This window comes from Thalassobaculum fulvum (assembly GCF_014652915.1).
GTDB classification, from domain to species: domain Bacteria; phylum Pseudomonadota; class Alphaproteobacteria; order Thalassobaculales; family Thalassobaculaceae; genus Thalassobaculum_A; species Thalassobaculum_A fulvum.
Genome location: NZ_BMZS01000002.1, coordinates 182,774 through 197,385, shown reverse-complemented (window position 1 = coordinate 197,385; position 14,612 = coordinate 182,774). Strand labels below are relative to the sequence as shown.

16 protein-coding genes and 1 pseudogene are annotated in these 14,612 nt (G+C 71.6%); 4 read left to right on the top strand and 13 right to left on the bottom strand.

Translation table 11 applies throughout. The annotated features are described in order from the left end of the window. Window positions 1-15: 15 nt before the first annotated feature. The 3 genes from IE246_RS04095 to IE246_RS04085 are packed head-to-tail and all read right to left on the bottom strand — an operon-like array spanning window position 16 to window position 1,789. Entirely contained in the window at window positions 16-726 is a 711-nt protein-coding gene (locus IE246_RS04095) for a TIGR00266 family protein (protein WP_189987669.1), read from the bottom strand. Window positions 727-764: 38 nt separating this feature from the next. Continuing rightward, entirely contained in the window at window positions 765-1,067 is a 303-nt protein-coding gene (locus IE246_RS04090; protein WP_189987668.1) for an AzlD family protein, read from the bottom strand. After that, window positions 1,064-1,789 carry an AzlC family ABC transporter permease gene (locus IE246_RS04085; protein WP_189987667.1) on the bottom strand — a complete coding sequence of 242 codons (726 nt, stop codon included), beginning with the start codon at window positions 1,787-1,789 and terminating at the stop codon, window positions 1,064-1,066. Before IE246_RS04085 ends, IE246_RS04090 begins: the two co-directional genes overlap by 4 nt. Window positions 1,790-1,866: 77 nt before the next feature. On the opposite strand from IE246_RS04085, the gene IE246_RS04080 reads away from it, so the two are divergent. The 3 genes from IE246_RS04080 (at window position 1,867) to IE246_RS04070 (ending at window position 3,467) form a co-directional block, all read left to right on the top strand. Then, window positions 1,867-2,481, top strand: coding sequence for a CGNR zinc finger domain-containing protein (locus tag IE246_RS04080; RefSeq protein WP_189987666.1), 615 nt, complete (start codon window positions 1,867-1,869; stop codon window positions 2,479-2,481). A 73-nt stretch (window positions 2,482-2,554) separates the two neighbouring features. After that, on the top strand, window positions 2,555-3,007 hold the full coding sequence (locus IE246_RS04075; protein WP_189987665.1) for a VOC family protein: 453 nt from the start codon (window positions 2,555-2,557) through the stop codon (window positions 3,005-3,007). A 43-nt stretch (window positions 3,008-3,050) separates the two neighbouring features. Then, window positions 3,051-3,467, top strand: coding sequence for an HIT family protein (locus tag IE246_RS04070; protein ID WP_189987664.1), 417 nt, complete (start codon window positions 3,051-3,053; stop codon window positions 3,465-3,467). A gap of 6 nt (window positions 3,468-3,473) precedes the next feature. Here IE246_RS04070 and IE246_RS04065 read toward each other — a convergent pair whose 3' ends face one another. The 6 genes and pseudogenes from IE246_RS04065 to IE246_RS04040 all read right to left on the bottom strand — a co-directional run bounded on the left by IE246_RS04065 (window position 3,474) and on the right by IE246_RS04040 (window position 8,457). Further along, window positions 3,474-4,037, bottom strand: coding sequence for a L,D-transpeptidase family protein (locus IE246_RS04065; RefSeq protein WP_189987663.1), 564 nt, complete (start codon window positions 4,035-4,037; stop codon window positions 3,474-3,476). A gap of 28 nt (window positions 4,038-4,065) precedes the next feature. Beyond that, the gene (locus IE246_RS04060; RefSeq protein ID WP_189988093.1) at window positions 4,066-4,548 is read right to left on the bottom strand and encodes a PAS domain-containing protein; all 483 of its coding nucleotides are present in this window, start codon (window positions 4,546-4,548) and stop codon (window positions 4,066-4,068) included. A gap of 10 nt (window positions 4,549-4,558) precedes the next feature. Next, entirely contained in the window at window positions 4,559-5,950 is a 1,392-nt protein-coding gene (locus tag IE246_RS04055) for an NAD(P)(+) transhydrogenase (Re/Si-specific) subunit beta (RefSeq protein WP_189987662.1), read from the bottom strand. A 16-nt stretch (window positions 5,951-5,966) separates the two neighbouring features. After that, window positions 5,967-6,395: an NAD(P) transhydrogenase subunit alpha part 2 gene (locus IE246_RS04050; RefSeq protein ID WP_189987661.1), complete on the bottom strand. Its 429-nt coding sequence runs from the start codon at window positions 6,393-6,395 to the stop codon at window positions 5,967-5,969. 128 nt (window positions 6,396-6,523) lie between these two features. Next, window positions 6,524-7,726 (bottom strand): annotated as a pseudogene (locus IE246_RS04045) (Re/Si-specific NAD(P)(+) transhydrogenase subunit alpha); the annotation flags it as partial. Between the two features lie 89 nt (window positions 7,727-7,815). Beyond that, window positions 7,816-8,457 (bottom strand): hypothetical protein, encoded by a 642-nt coding sequence (locus IE246_RS04040; RefSeq protein ID WP_189987659.1) that lies wholly within the window; start codon window positions 8,455-8,457, stop codon window positions 7,816-7,818. Between the two features lie 85 nt (window positions 8,458-8,542). Here IE246_RS04040 and IE246_RS04035 point away from each other — a divergent pair, with 85 nt between their 5' ends. Next, complete coding sequence (locus IE246_RS04035; protein WP_189987658.1) at window positions 8,543-9,745, top strand: class I SAM-dependent rRNA methyltransferase; 1,203 nt, start codon at window positions 8,543-8,545, stop codon at window positions 9,743-9,745. A 134-nt stretch (window positions 9,746-9,879) separates the two neighbouring features. Here the strand turns inward: IE246_RS04035 and IE246_RS04030 are convergent, their stop codons facing one another. The 4 genes from IE246_RS04030 to IE246_RS04015 form a co-directional block, all read right to left on the bottom strand. Next, the gene (locus IE246_RS04030; RefSeq protein ID WP_189987657.1) at window positions 9,880-10,668 is read right to left on the bottom strand and encodes an enoyl-CoA hydratase-related protein; all 789 of its coding nucleotides are present in this window, start codon (window positions 10,666-10,668) and stop codon (window positions 9,880-9,882) included. Window positions 10,669-10,957: 289 nt separating this feature from the next. Then, window positions 10,958-12,316, bottom strand: a complete 1,359-nt coding sequence (locus tag IE246_RS04025; protein WP_229836362.1) for an ABC1 kinase family protein — start codon at window positions 12,314-12,316, stop codon at window positions 10,958-10,960. Between the two features lie 115 nt (window positions 12,317-12,431). Further along, window positions 12,432-13,847: an FAD-binding oxidoreductase gene (locus IE246_RS04020; protein WP_189987656.1), complete on the bottom strand. Its 1,416-nt coding sequence runs from the start codon at window positions 13,845-13,847 to the stop codon at window positions 12,432-12,434. Window positions 13,848-13,856: 9 nt separating this feature from the next. Then, on the bottom strand, window positions 13,857-14,588 hold the full coding sequence (locus IE246_RS04015) for an SIMPL domain-containing protein (RefSeq protein ID WP_189987655.1): 732 nt from the start codon (window positions 14,586-14,588) through the stop codon (window positions 13,857-13,859). Window positions 14,589-14,612 lie beyond the last annotated feature (24 nt).

Sequence of the window (14,612 nt, the reverse complement as noted above, 5' to 3'; positions counted from 1 at the left end):
CCCCGTCGAAGCCGCTCAGTCGGCGTGGCTCTCCTTCGGGACCAGGGCGTGCAGGGCGAGCGCCAGGTCGGCGATCGGCTGGGTCTGCACCACCACCTTGCCCGGCCCGGTGACGTGGGTGACGAACAGGCCCTCGCCGCCGAACAGCAGGTTCTTGATGCCGCGCTGCATCGAGATGTCGTAGTCGCAGGTCGTCGAGAAGCCGACCAGCGAGCCGGTCGAGACCGTGATCCGCTCGCCCTTGCCGAGCGTGCGCTCGACCAGGGTGCCGCCGGCCGCCAGGAACGCCCAGCCGTCGCCCTCCAGCTTCTGCAGGATCAGGCCTTCGCCGCCGAACAGGCCCGAGGTCAGGCGCCTGGTCAGCGCGATGCTGATGCCGATGCCCTTGGCGCTGGCCAGGTAGGAGCGGCGCTGGCAGTAGAACCCGCCGCCCTCGGCGGCCAGGTCGAGGGCGCGGATCTGGCCGGGCATCGGCGAGGCGAACGAGACCGCGCGCCGGGTCCGGCCGGTGTTGGTGAAGAACGTCATGAAGAAGGTCTCGCCCGACACCTTGCGCAGGATCGAGCCGAAGAAGCCGCCGGGCATCTCGGTCGACATCTCGATGTCCGGCTCCATCATCACCATGGTGCCGGCCTCGGCCTGGACTGCCTCGCCCGGATCCAGGGTGACGGTCAGCATCGGCGAGAAGTCGCCTTCGATGGTGTAGTCGATCTCGTCGGCGGCCATTGGTTCCTCCGGTTCGCGCTGCCCGGAGACTTGTAGCGTCAGATCAGCTGGCGCAACACCGCTACCAGCGCCACCGCGCCGAAGGTGGCGATCAGGGCGGAGAGCCGCAGCATCGCCATGGCCACGGCGGCGGCGATCGCCACCGGCGCGCCCCAGCCGCCTTCCAGCGCCATCGGCGCTAGGATGGCGATCACCACGGCCCCCGGCAGGTGGTGCAGCCAGCGCCGCACGAACCCGCCCTCCGGCACCAGGATCATCAGCCAGAAGCCGCCGACCCGGGTCAGGTAGGTGACGGCCGCCATGACCAGGATCGCGGCCACCGTCTGGATCTCCGGGCTCATGCCGTCCTCCGCTCGGCCCAGGCGGCGGCTAGGCTGCCGGCGAGGCCGCCGACGATGACGTGCCAGTAGCCCGGCAGCACCATGTGCGCGGCCACCGCGACCCCGGCGGCGATCGCCCACGGCCAGGCCCGGGTCCGGCCCGGCCACAGCGGGGTCAGCATCAGCGCGAAGAACGCCGGCAGCACGACGTCGACGCCATAGACCCGCGGGTCGCCCAGCGCCGCCCCGACCAGATGGCCGATCGCGCTGCCTGAGACCCAGCCGAACCACATGACGATGCCGGAGCCGATCAGGATGGCGGCGTCGCGCTCGCCCCGGCGGTGCTCGGCCATGGCCATCGCCCAGTTGGCGTCGGTCATGAACCACAGCGACAGGTGCGCGGTCGACGACGGCAGCTTCGAGAACCACGGGCGCAGGGCGGCGCCCATCACCACGTGGCGGACGTTGATGGCGAAGGTGGCGAGCGCCAGCACAAGGATCGGCGGTAGCGCCGACCACAGGTCGAGGGCGGCCATCTGTGAGGCGCCGGCGAACACCGTGGCGCTCATCAGGACGGTCTCGCCGAGGCTCAGCCCGGCCTCCCGCGCCAGCACGCCGAACGCGATGCTGAACAGCACGCCGCTCAACGCCAGCGGCGTCGCCATGCGGAAGCCGCGGGCGAAGCCGTCGCGGGTGAAGACGACGGGCCGGCTGGGCGCCGGTTCGGCGGGAAGGTCGGTCATCGGCGGACGGTAGTTCCGGGGTTCTCTCGTGTCAAACCGTTTAACCGGTTAAACAGTCAAATATCCTGGCGTCATGCATGAGCCGCGCCTATGGTGGCGGCATGACCCCGAGCGATATCCTGCGAGCGAACTACCGGCCGATCGGCGGCGTGCTGTGCCTCGATTTCGCGAACACGGTCGATTGGCACGACTCCGAGCGTCGCGTCGAGCTGCTGGCCGACGCCGAGTGCCTTGCGGCCTGGGCACGGATCGCCGGCGCCGGCGATGTCGACCCCGCCGCTGCCGACCTGCACCGAGCCTGCCGGCTGCGCGACGCGGTGTGGGCGGTGTTCCGGGCGAAAGCGAAGGCAGAGACGGTCCCCGGCGACGCGGTCGCGGAGATCAACCGGGCCCTGGAGCGGGCGCCGGCGGGCCGGCGGCTGCGGGTCTCCGGCGACGAGGTGGTCTGGGCGGACGGGACGGATGGGGGAACCGACGCGCTGCTCGGCGCCATCGCGCGCTCGGCGGCCGAGCTGCTGACCGATCCGGACCGGCGCGCACGCGTCCGGATGTGCGCCGGCGAGGGCTGCGGCTGGCTGTTCCTGGACGAGAGCCGGGGCGCGCGGCGGCGCTGGTGCTCGATGCAGGGTTGCGGCAACCGCGCGAAGGGGCGGGCGCACTACCGGCGGAAGGCCAGGTTAACACAAGTATAGACTTGTATTAAAGTCGCGCGTCCGCATATGACCCCGATGGCGCCGAAGCGCCGGCGAGACCAGGGAGGAACCCATGACCGAGACTCCGAAGGCCCGCGCCGTCGGGTTCAACCACGTCGCCCTGGAGGTTGGCGACATCGATGCGGCGCTCGAGTTCTACGGCAGGCTGTTCCGCTTCGAGCTGCGCAGCAGGGGCGAGACCTCGGCCTTCATCGACCTCGGCGACCAGTTCCTGGCCCTGCAGAAGGGCCGGACCCAGCCGGCCGACGAGGGCCGGCATTTCGGCCTGGTGGTGACCGACAAGGAGGCGGTCCGGCAGGCGCTGATCGCGGCCGGCGTCGAGCTGCTGCCGGGCCGGTTTCTCGACTTCCTCGATCCCTGGGGCAACCGGATCGAGATCGTCGGCTACGACAACATCCAGTTCACCAAGGCGCCGCACGTGCTGCGCGGCATGGGGCTGGAGGGCCTGGCCAAGAACGAGCGGGCGGTCGAGGAACTGACTGCCAAGGGGATGGCGCCGGAGTAGGGTGACGGGAAGTCCGGCGACGGGCACCGCGGGGGAGGGAGTCATGGCCTACGACGACGGCAACGTGTTCGCCCGGATCCTGCGCGGCGAGATCCCGTGCGCGAGGGTTTACGAGGACGCCGACACCATCGCCTTCATGGACGCCGGGCAGGTCAACCCCGGCCACGTGATCGTCGCCACCACCCATCCCTGCGCCACCATCCTCGACCTGACCGACGACCAGGCGGCGGCGCTGTTCCGGACCGCCGCCAGGGTGGCGCGCGCGGTCGAGGCGGCGTTCGCGCCGGCCGGCATCACCATCCTGCAGGCCAACCGGCCGGCCGGCTGGCAGACCGTGCCGCACGTCCACCTGCACGTGCTGCCGCGCCACGCCGACGACGGCGTCGGCCTGACCTGGCCGCGCAAGGAACCGGGGCTGCCGGCCCTGCACGAGCTGGCGGCGCGCATCCGGGTGGAATAGGGCCCGCTACGGCAGGATCCGGATCGGCGTGCCGTCGGGCACCGCGTTCCAGATCTCCTCGATCTCCTCGTCGGTCACCGCGATGCAGCCGGCGGTCCAGTCGTCGCGCAGGTGCAGCGGCCCGAGCCAGCCGAGGCCGTTGCGGATGCCGTGGATCATGATCCCGCCGCCGGGCGCGACGCCGCGGGCGCGGGCGGCGGCGATGTCACGCGGCTCGGGATAGCTGATGGCGAGGGAGCGGTGGAACTCGCTGTTCGGGTTGCGCCCGACGATCCGGTACAGCCCTTCCGGCACCCGGTTGTCGCCGGCCTGCCGCTTCGGCTCGAGGCCGCCGGTGCCGAGTGCGACCCGGTAGGTCTTCACCGCCTGGCCGTCCTTGTACAGCGTCATCTCGTGGGCGGCCTTGCGCACGACGATGTAGTCGGCGCGGATCGGCACCACCGGCCTGGCCGGCGGTGGCGGCAGCACGGCCGGGGTCGCGGGCGGTGCCGGGGGCGGCGGCGGCTCGGGCGGTCGGGCGCATCCGGCGAGAACGCCGAGGGTGGCCGTCAGGAAGTCGCGTCGTCGCATCCTTGCCCTGCCGTCGGGTTGCCGCCGCTCAGTTCCCGGCCTCCGCCTCGGGCCGTCCGTCGGTCTCGCCGGCCGGAATGATGGCGACCATCAGGATCGCGACGTCGGTACCGTCGCCCCGTGCGAACGGCAGGATGACCCGGCAGTGCTGCCACTCCCGCGTCTGGTCCGAGAGGCGTCGATAGGTGACGTCGCGCGCCACCGGCTCGCGGGCGGTCGTCGCCTCGTCGTAGGTGGCCTTGAACTGCGGCCAGAGACCCGGCGGCAGGGCGCCGGGCTCGTCCAGGTAGCGCCCGGTCAGGTCGTCGCCGCGCAGGGCCGCGATCGCCGTGCCGTACAGCCGCACGCGATAGCGGACCGGCTCGCCGACCAGCTCGACCACCACGATGTACGGCAGCAGGCTCTTGACCTCGGTCGGGTCGAAATCCTCCCAGGTCGGAAGCTCGCGTCCCTTCCTCAGGCGCCGCCAGATCGCGACGAGACGCTCCCGTTCGGCTAGCGCGCTTTCCAGGCCGGCCCCCTCACTCGAGCGACTTGAGGATCTCCTCGCACATTTTCTTGGCGTCGCCGAACAGCATCATGGTGTTGTCGCGGAAGAACAGCTCGTTCTCCACGCCGGCGTAGCCCGAGGCCATCGACCGCTTCACGAACAGCACGGTCTTGGCCCGCTCGACGTCAAGGATCGGCATGCCGTAGATCGGGCTGGTCGGATCGGTCTTGGCGGCCGGGTTGGTCACGTCGTTGGCGCCGATCACGAAGGCGACGTCGGTCTGCGCGAAGTCGCGGTTGATCTCCTCCAGTTCCAGCACCTCGTCGTACGGCACGTTGGCCTCGGCCAGCAGCACGTTCATGTGCCCGGGCATCCGGCCGGCCACCGGGTGGATGGCGTAGCGCACCTGGACGCCGTTGCTCTTCAGCAGGTCGGCCATCTCACGCAGCGCATGCTGGGCCTGGGCGACCGCCATGCCGTAGCCCGGCACGATGATCACCGAGGCGGCGTTGTCCATGATGAACGCCGCATCCTCGGCGCTGCCCGCCTTCACGTTGCGGTCGCCGCCGGGGCCGCCGGCGGCCGCCGCGGTCTCGCCGCCGAAGCCGCCGAGGATGACGTTGAAGAACGACCGGTTCATCCCCTTGCACATGATGTAGCTGAGGATGGCGCCGGACGAGCCGACCAGCGCGCCGGTGACGATCAGCAGGCTGTTCTCCAGGGTGAAGCCGATGCCGCAGGCGGCCCAGCCCGAGTAGGAGTTCAGCATCGACACCACGACCGGCATGTCGGCGCCGCCGATCGGCAGGATCAGCAGGAAGCCGAGGGCCAGCGACACCGCGAAGATCAGCCAGAACGCCGTCGGGTTCTGGTCGGCGATCAGCCAGCCGATCAGGACGAACACGGCGATGCCGAGGGCGGCGTTCAGCGGATGCTGCCCGGTGAACACCAGCGGCCTGCCGGTGACCAGGCCCTGCAGCTTGCCGAACGCGATGATCGAGCCCGTGAAGGTGATCGCGCCGATGGCGAGGCCGAGCGACATCTCGACCAGCGAGCTCGTGGCGATCGCCCCGGTCTGGCCGATGCCGTAGGCCTCCGGACGGTAGAACGCCGCCACCGCCACGAAGCAGGCGGCGAGGCCGACGAGGCTGTGGAACGCCGCGACCAGCTGCGGCAGCGCCGTCATCTGGATGCGCCGGGCGATCACCGCGCCGATGGCGCCGCCGATCACGATGCCGAGGATGATGGTCTCGTAGGACAGCACCGAGGGCAGCGCCAGCGTGGTGCCGATGGCGATCACCATGCCGACCATGCCGAACAGGTTGCCCTGGCGCGCCGTCTCCGGCGACGACAGTCCGCGCAGCGCCATGATGAAGCAGACGCTGGAGACGAGGTAGAGAAGGGCCGAGATCGTGCCGCTCATCACATGCTCTCCCGACTCACTTCTTCTTCCGGAACATCGACAGCATTCGCTGGGTCACCAGGAAGCCGCCGAAGATATTGACGCTCGCCAGGATCACCGCGAAGAAACCCATGATCGACGAGAAGTCCATCTGGGCCGGGCCGGCGGCGATCAGCGCGCCGACGATGATCACCGACGAGATCGCGTTGGTGACCGCCATCAGCGGCGAGTGCAGCGCCGGGGTCACCCGCCAGACCACGTAGTAGCCGACGAAACACGCCAGCACGAACACCGTGAGGCCGACCACCGCCGGGTCGAACTGGCCGCCGTCATGGCCGGGTGCGGCCGGAACCGCCGCGACGGCCTGCTGGCCGGCGCTCGCCGCCGCCTCGGTGGCTTTGGCCGCCAGCGCCTGGGCCTGCTCGGCGAGCGCGCGCAGCTGTTCGGTAAGCGAAGTCTCCGCCATCGTCGCCTCCCTCAGGACTCGGAGCCGGAGCCGTCGGCCCCGCTGCCCGTGGTCTCGCCGCTATCGGCCTTCTTCGGCTTGGGGGCCGCCTTGGGCTTGGCCGCAGCCTTGGGTTTGGCCGCGGCTTTGGGCTTCGGCGCCGCCGCCGCTTTCGGAGCGGCGGCCTTCGGTGCCGCGGCTTTCGGCGCTTCCTCGAGCGGCAGCTTCAGCACCGCTTCGCTGACCACCTTGCCGTCCTTGGCGATCATCGACGCCTTGATGATCTCGTCGCTCTCGTCGATCTTCAGCGACTTGCTCTCGGCGTCGACCAGCGGCGTCAGGAAGTTCAGCAGGTTCTTCGCGTACAGCGCGCTGGCGTCGACCGCGATCCGGCTCGGCACGTTGGTGTGGCCGACGATCTTCACGCCGTACGCCTCGACCACCTCGCCGGGCTTCGACAGCGGGCAGTTGCCGCCCTGCTCGACCGCCAGGTCGACGATCACCGAGCCCGGCTTCATGGTCTTCACCATGTCCTCGCTGACCAGCACCGGCGCCGGTCGGCCCGGGATCAGGGCGGTGGTGATGACGATGTCCTGCTTCTTGATGGTCTCGGCGATCAGCTCGGCCTGCTTCTTCTTGTAGGCGTCGCTCATCTCCTTGGCGTAGCCGCCGGCGGTCTCGGCCTGTTTGAACTCCTCGTCCTCGACCGCGACGAAGGTGCCGCCCAGGCTCTCGACCTGCTCCTTGGCGGCCGGCCGCACGTCGGTCGCCGACACCACCGCGCCGAGCCGGCGGGCGGTCGCGATCGCCTGCAGGCCGGCGACGCCGGCGCCCATCACCAGGCAGCGGGCCGGCGGCACGGTGCCGGCGGCGGTCATCATCATCGGGAAGGCGCGCCCGAACTCGGCGGCGGCGTCCAGCACCGCGCGATAGCCGGCCAGGTTCGACTGCGAGGACAGCACGTCCATCGACTGCGCCCGCGTGATGCGCGGCACCATCTCCAGCGAGAACGCGGTCACGCCCCGGGCCGCCAGCGCTTCCAGCAGCGCCCGGTCGCGGTACGGCTCCATCAGGGCGACCACGACCGCACCCTTCTTCAGCAGCGGGATCTCGTCGGTCGACGGCTTGCGGACCTTGAGAACGACGTCGGCGTCGGCCAGCGCCTCCTTGGCGGTCTTCACGATGCTGGCGCCGGCGGCCTCGTAGGCCGCGTCGGTCACTGCCGCCGCGACACCGGCGCCGGTCTCGATCCGGACCTCCAGCCCCATGCCGACGTAGCGCTTGACGGTATCGGAGGACGCCGCCACCCGCCGTTCGCCGGGGTGACGCTCTTTTACGATGCCGATCCTCATGGGCTCCCTCGCCTCCCGCAGGGTTTGGCGGAACCATGCCGCCTGACGGCCGGCGGCGCAAGCCGGCACGCTGTCGCGGGGGCGCGCAGCTACTGGAAGGTCGCCCGCCGACGCTCGACCTCCAGGCGACGCAGATCGTCGGCGCGCTGCTGGGCGAGAACCTCGCGGGCGGCCCGGCAGGCATCGGCATCGGGCTTCGCGGTGCCGAGCGGCGGCACGAAGTACGGTCCGCACTCGGTGTCGAGCCGAACGGCGAACGCCTGCCAGCGCTCCTCCCGCTGCTGCCGCAGCCTCCCGAAGTAGCGGTCGCGGGCGCCCGGGCTGGTGAACAGCAGCGGCCGCATCGGCACCGTGATCCCCGCCGGCACCGGGCTGTCGGCCGGCACCAGCGGCGGCGGCACGGTGTCGGCCATCGGTGCCAGCCGGGCGCCGCGGACCAGGGCGGTGGCGAGCGGCGGCTTCGGCAGCGGCTCGATGGTCTCGGTGCTCGGCTGGAAGCCCTCGCGTTCGCAGGTCACCACCACCGGCAGGCCGAGTGCCAGGGTCTCGATCGAGTACGGCACCGGCCGGGCGTCCCGGCGCGCGGTCTTGCCGACGGCGCGGCAGCGAACCTCGTTCTGGTCGGCGTTGATGGTGGTCTGCGGGATCACCGGCGGCGGCTGGGCGCAACCGGCGACTGCGGAGGCGATCAGCAGGACGGGGAGGAAACGCCGAATCACTAGTTTGATCATGGTCCGATCATAGCGGTTCCGCGCGCCCGCGACAGCGCCCGCCGGTCGTGGCATAACCCGCCGCCGAACGACCGGAGAGCCCGCCATGACCGATGCCCGCCCGACCATCCGCCTGCAGCGCGGCGCCGACGCCCGCCTGCGCCGCGGCCACCCCTGGGTGTTCTCCAACGAAGTGGCGATGACCGCCGAGGCCAAGGCGATCGCACCCGGCACCATCGTGCGGGTCGAGGCCGAAGGTGGCGGCAAGGGGGGCGAGCCGCTGTGCTGCGCCTACTTCAACCCGCACAGCCTGATCGCCCTGCGGCGCCTGGACGACGACGCCGACCGGACGATCGACGCCGGCTTCCTGGCGGAACGGCTGGCCACCGCGCTCGGCTGGCGCGAGCGGCTGTTCGACGCCCCGTACTACCGCCTGGTCCACGCCGAGGCCGACGGCCTGCCGGGGCTGGTGGTCGACCGCTTCGGCGACGTGGTGGTGGCGCAGGCCAACACCGCCGGCATGGAGCGGCTGGAGCCGGCGCTGCTGGAGGCGCTCGGCCAGGTGCTGGACCCGGCGGCCGTGGTGCTGCGCAACGACACCTCGGTGCGCGGCCTGGAGGGCTTGCCGAGCGAGGTGCGGCTGGCCGCCGGCACGGTGCCGGCCAGCCCGACGGTGGCCGAGGGCGGGGCGCTGTTCCCGCTCGATCCGCTGGGCGGCCAGAAGACCGGCTGGTTCTTCGATCATCGCGACAACCGGGCGTTCGTCGCCAGGCTGGCGGCCGGCGCCCGGGTGCTCGACCTGTACTGCCACACCGGCGGATTCGGCGTGCAGTGCGCGGTCGCCGGCGCCGCCCGGGTCGACCTGGTCGACCGGGCCGCGCCGGCCCTGCAGATCGCGGCGCGGGCGGCCGAGCTGAGCGGCGTCGCCGACCGGGTGACCACGCGCAAGGCCGACGCCTTCGCCGCACTCGAGCACCTGATCAAGACCGGCGAGAGCTACGACGTGGTGGTCTGCGACCCGCCGGCCTTCGCCAAGTCGAAGAAGGACGTCGGCGGCGCCGCCAGGGCCTACCGCAAGCTGGCCCGGCTGGCGGCCCAGGTGACGGCGCCGGACGGCGTGCTGCTGCTGGCGTCGTGCTCGTTCCACATGGATCCGGCCTCGTTCGCCCAGCAGACCGCCCGCGGCGTCGGCGAGTCCGGCCGGACCGCCCGCATCCTGCGCCGGGCCGGCGCCGGGCCGGACCACCCGATCCACCCGCAGCTACCGGAGAGCGCCTACCTGAAGTGCGAGGTGATGGCGCTGGACTGAGGGGCGTCCGGCCATCATCCCTCATCCCGGCCGGAGCGCAGCGCAGAGCCGGGACCCGGCCTCGCGTGTGGACGGCCCTGGGTCCCGGGGCGCGCTTCGCTTGCCCGGGATGAGGTAATGGGAAGCATCTTCCGCTACGCCCGCCCCGTGAACGTCGGCTTGCGCTTGTTGACGAAGGCGTCGACCCCGGCGCGGCCGTCGGGCTCGATGGCGGAGGCGGCGATGTAGCGGCCTTCAAGCTCCATCTGGCTCTCGAAGCTGGTGTCGAAGCTGTCGACCAGCAGCCGCTTGGCGCGGCCGAACGCCCGGCTCGGGCCATGGGCGAGCTTTCGGGCCACCTCGGCGGCGTGGAGCTGCAGGCTGTCGTCCGGCACGACCGCCGTCACGATTCCCCAGTCGACCGCCTCGGCGGCGGTCAGGCGGCGGTTGGTCAGGGTCAGCTCCTGGGCCCGGCGCAGGCCGACCACGCGCGGCAGCATGAAGGTCGAGCCGCCGTCCGGCGACAGTCCCGCCGCGGTGTAGGCCATGGTGAAGAACGCGCTCTCGCCGGCGTACACCAGGTCGCCGAGCAGGGCGAGCGACAGCCCGGCGCCGGCGGCGGCCCCCTGCACTGCGATCACCAGCGGCGCGTCCATGCGTGCGAACGCCGAGCAGGCGGCGTGCAGGTAGTAGGTGACCTCGCGGACATGGCCGTCGATGCCGTCGCCCTGGGCGTGGAACGACTTCAGGTCGCCGCCGCCGCAGAAATTGGCGCCGGCCGCGGTCAGCAGCACCGCCCGCACGTCACCGCCATGGGCGCAGCGCACCGCCGCCTCCATCAGGCTCCTGGCGAGCTCGCGGTTGAGGGTGTTGTAGGCGTCCGGCCGGTTCAGGGTCAGGCGGGCGAGACCGTCCTCGACGGTCAGGGTCGTCGGTTCGCTCATCGGTGTCCTCCCTCGATTTTCGACGGAGGCTAGGGGCGGGAAATCGGCCCCGCAAGATGCCGCAGCGTCAGCCGAACTGGGCGCTCGCCGGTGCCGTCGGGTGCTCCATCCCCCCTTGTCGTCATTCCGGCCGTAGCGACGATGTCGCGAAGAGCCGGAACCCACCCGCTGCTTCGGCGTCGCCGCCGCCGGCGCCGGTCGCCGCGTGGGTTCCGGCTCACCCGCGCTGCCGCGCGGGCGTCCGGAATGACGGCAAAGAGGGGGAGGGGAGGGAGGGTCGCCGACCGGTTCAATCCGGGCGTTCCAGCCCCTCGGCCGCCAGCACCTCGGACTGCCGGCCCTCCATGGCGTCGGCGTCGAAGCCCTCGATCAGCTCGTGGAACAGCCGGTGCCAGTTGACCTCGGCCTTGAGGTGCATGAACACCGAGCCGAGGCCGAGCGCGGCGCGGTCGACCAGCACGAACTCGCGCGGCGGCCTCACACCGTTCAGGCGCCGCAGTTCGGCATGCACCTGCTCGGCGATCTCGCGGCCGTACAGGCCGGTGCCGGTCTCGTTGATCCTGCGGGTGCGATCCTCCAGCAGCGGGCCGTACAGGAACCGCGCCCACATGTTCAGGACGTCGATGGTCTCGCGGTCGAGGTCGTGGAAGCCCCAGCTCTGGTAGGCGTGGACCGCCAGTTCCTCGTCGTCGTCGCGCAGCGCCTTGTACAGGTCGATCACGCCCTTCACGAAAGTCTTCGGGAAGATCCGGATGCAGCCGAAGTCCAGCAGGTTGACCGAGCCGTCGTCGCGCACCGTGTAGTTGCCGAGGTGCGGGTCGCCGTGGATCACGCCGTAGAAGTAGAACGGCACGTACCAGGCCCGGAACATGGTCAGCGCGAACGCGTTGCGCAGCTCCAGCGGCGGCTCGCCCTCCAGGAACCGCATCAGCGGGGTGCCGTCCAGCCAGGTCATGGTCAGCAGCCGGTCGGTCGACAGCTCCTCGATCACCTCGGGCACGAACACGCCGGGCTCGTCGGCCAGCATGCGCCGATACAGCGCCATGTGCCGGGCCTCGCGGGCGTAGTCCAGTTCCTCGCGCAGCCGGGCCGACAGCTCGGTGTGGATCTGGCTGGTGTCGATCGCCTTGTCGTAGCGGCGGTAGATCGAGAAGATCCAGTCGAGCTGGCGCAGGTCGGCCTCGACCGCCGACGACATGTCCGGGTACTGCAGCTTGGCGGCGACCTGGCGGCCGTCGTGCAGGGTGGCGCGGTGTACCTGGCCGAGCGAGGCCGCCGAGGCGGCGGTGTGCTCGAAGCTGGCGAACTTCTCCTGCCAGCCCGGGCCGAGCTCGGTGGTCATCCGCCGCTTGACGAACGGCCAGCCCATGGCCGGCGCGTTCGACTGCAGGTGGCTGAGCTCCTGCACGTACTCCTTGGGCAGGGCGTCCGGCACGGTCGACAGGATCTGCGCGACCTTCATCAGCGGCCCCTTGAGGCCGCCCAGCGCGGTGCGCAGCTCCGAGGCGTGGGCGCCCTTGTCCAGGCTCCAGCCGAGATAGCGTTCGCCGGCGACCCGCGCGGCGAGACCGCCGACGGCGCTGCCGACCCGGGCGTAGCGGCGCATCCGGCCGCCGAGGGAATTGCGTTCGGTGTCCATGTCGCTCATGCGCGGTGACATAGGGGCGCGAAGGCCCCCGGACCAGGGGGCCGGAAATGCGAATGGCGACGGCGTGTCACACTGCGCGGGCAGTGTCCAGTCGGTTCAGCGGCGCAGAGCCGGCCTACAGCATCACCCCCGGGTTCAGCACGCCGTCCGGGTCGAGGGCGTGCTTCAGGCGCCGCATCAGCTCCAGGTCGAGCGCCGGCTTGAGCCGGCGGGCGGCGGCGACCTTGCTGCGGCCGAGGCCATGCTCGGCGGCGATCGAGCCGCCGAGCCGGGTCGCCACGTCCTCGATCGCCGCGATCAGCTCCGGCCAGCGCGCTGTGAAGGCCTGCGGGTCGCCGTCGGGCGGCGGGTTCAGGTTGAAGTGGATGTTGCCGTCGCCGAGATGGCCGAACGGGATCGGTACGCAGCCCGGAACGATCGCCGCCGATGTCACGCTGGCGTCCCGGATGAAGGCGGGGATCGCCGCCACCGGCACCGAGGTGTCGTTCTTCAGGTTGCCGGGCGTTTCGACCTGCGCGACCGCCAGCCCCTCGCGCAGCGCCCACAGGCCGGCACGCTGCGCCTCGGAGGCGGCGATCACGGCGTCGTCGGCCTCGCTGGCCTCCAGGGCGGCGCCGACGGCGGCTTCCAGGGCGCCGGCGACGTCGAAGAACCGGCTTCCGCTCGCCAGCTCGACCAGCACCTGCCAGTCGTGCGGCCGGTCGAACGGTTCGCGGGCGCCGCTCCGGCCTCCGCTCCGGGCGAAATGCAGGTCGAGCCCGGCGCGTGGGATCAGCTCGGCCGCCGACACCGCCTCGCCGACCTCCCGCTGCAGCCGGGCCAGCACGGCGAGGGCGGCGTCCGGGTCGGGCACCGCCACCAGCGCGGTCGCCACCGCCTGCGGTAGCGGGTGCAGCTTCAGCACCGCGGCGGTGACGATCCCGAGGGTGCCCTCGGTGCCGATGAACAGTTGCTTGAGGTCGGTGCCGGCGTTGTCCTTGGCCAACGCCCGCAGGCCGTCCCAGACCCGGCCGTCGGCCAGCACCACCTCGAGACCCAGTACCAGGCCGCGGGCCATGCCGTAGTGCAGCACGTTGTTGCCGCCGGCGTTGGTGGCGACGTTGCCGCCAATCCGCGACGACAGCCCGCCGTGGTGCAGGGCCAGCAGCCGGCCGTGCCGCTCCGCCTCGGCGCGGGCGTCGGCCAGGGTCACGCCGGCCTCGACGGTCATGTGGCCGCCGAGCGGGTCGAGGTGGCGGATCCGGGTCAGGCGTTCGGTCGACAGCACCACGGCCGAGCCGTCGGGCGGCGGGGTGGCGCCGCCGCAGAAGCCGGTATTGCCGCCCTGGGGTACGACCGCGACGCCCGCGGCGGCACACAACCGGACGGCCGCCGACACCTGCCCGGTCGAGCGCGGCCGCAGCACCGCGAGCGCCCGGCCGGTGCGGGTCTTCAGCAGGTCGGTCTCGTAGCCGGCACGGTCGCCCGGTTCGGTCAGCACCCCGTCGTCGCCCAGGACGGCGCACAGGTCGGCGATCAGGGTATCGGCCATCGGCCGGGGCTACTCGACCAGGAAGAACTCGATGGTCGAGACCACGCGCACCCGCTTCTCGACCTCGCCGTCGGCGAGCGCGGCGCCGACGCCCTCGCGACCGCCGATGGTGAACACGCCCTGGTTCGCCTGCCGGATCGCGCCGACGCTGCTGCCGCTGTCGGCGGCGAACTGCTCGGCGCCGGCGCGCGCCGCCTTGGTGGCCTCGGCGATCATCTCCGGCTTGATCTCGTTCAGCCCGGTGAAGGCGTAGACCGGGCCGCCGGTGTCGCCGAACACCACGCCGAGCTTCACCAGCTCGCCGGTGCGGGCGCTGGCTGTCCGCACCTTGTCGACCTCGGCGGTCCGCACGGTGACGGTCTGGGCGATGATGTAGCGGGCCTTGTCGGCGCCCTCGGGGCGGTACGGGCTGGCCATCAGGTCGTTGACCTCGACCCGGCCGCGCTCCAGCGCCTCCTTGGGCAAGCCCTCGCCGACCAGGAACACGGTCAGCGAGTCGACCGACTGGTCGACCTTGGACTGCACCGCGCCCAGGTCGTTGCCGGTGGCGGTGACGCGGATCGGCCAGACCGCCAGGTCGGCGGTCACGGTGCGCTCGGCCAGGCCCTTCACGGTCACGTAGCGGTCGGCGGCGCGTCCCATACGGAACCCGTCGCCGACGAACTTGCCGGCGGCGGCGAGGCCGACGGCGACCAGGATCGCGGCGACCAGGGTGGTTATGTGACGAAGCTGGTCCGGCATGGCGAGGTTCCGTTCTGGAGACGG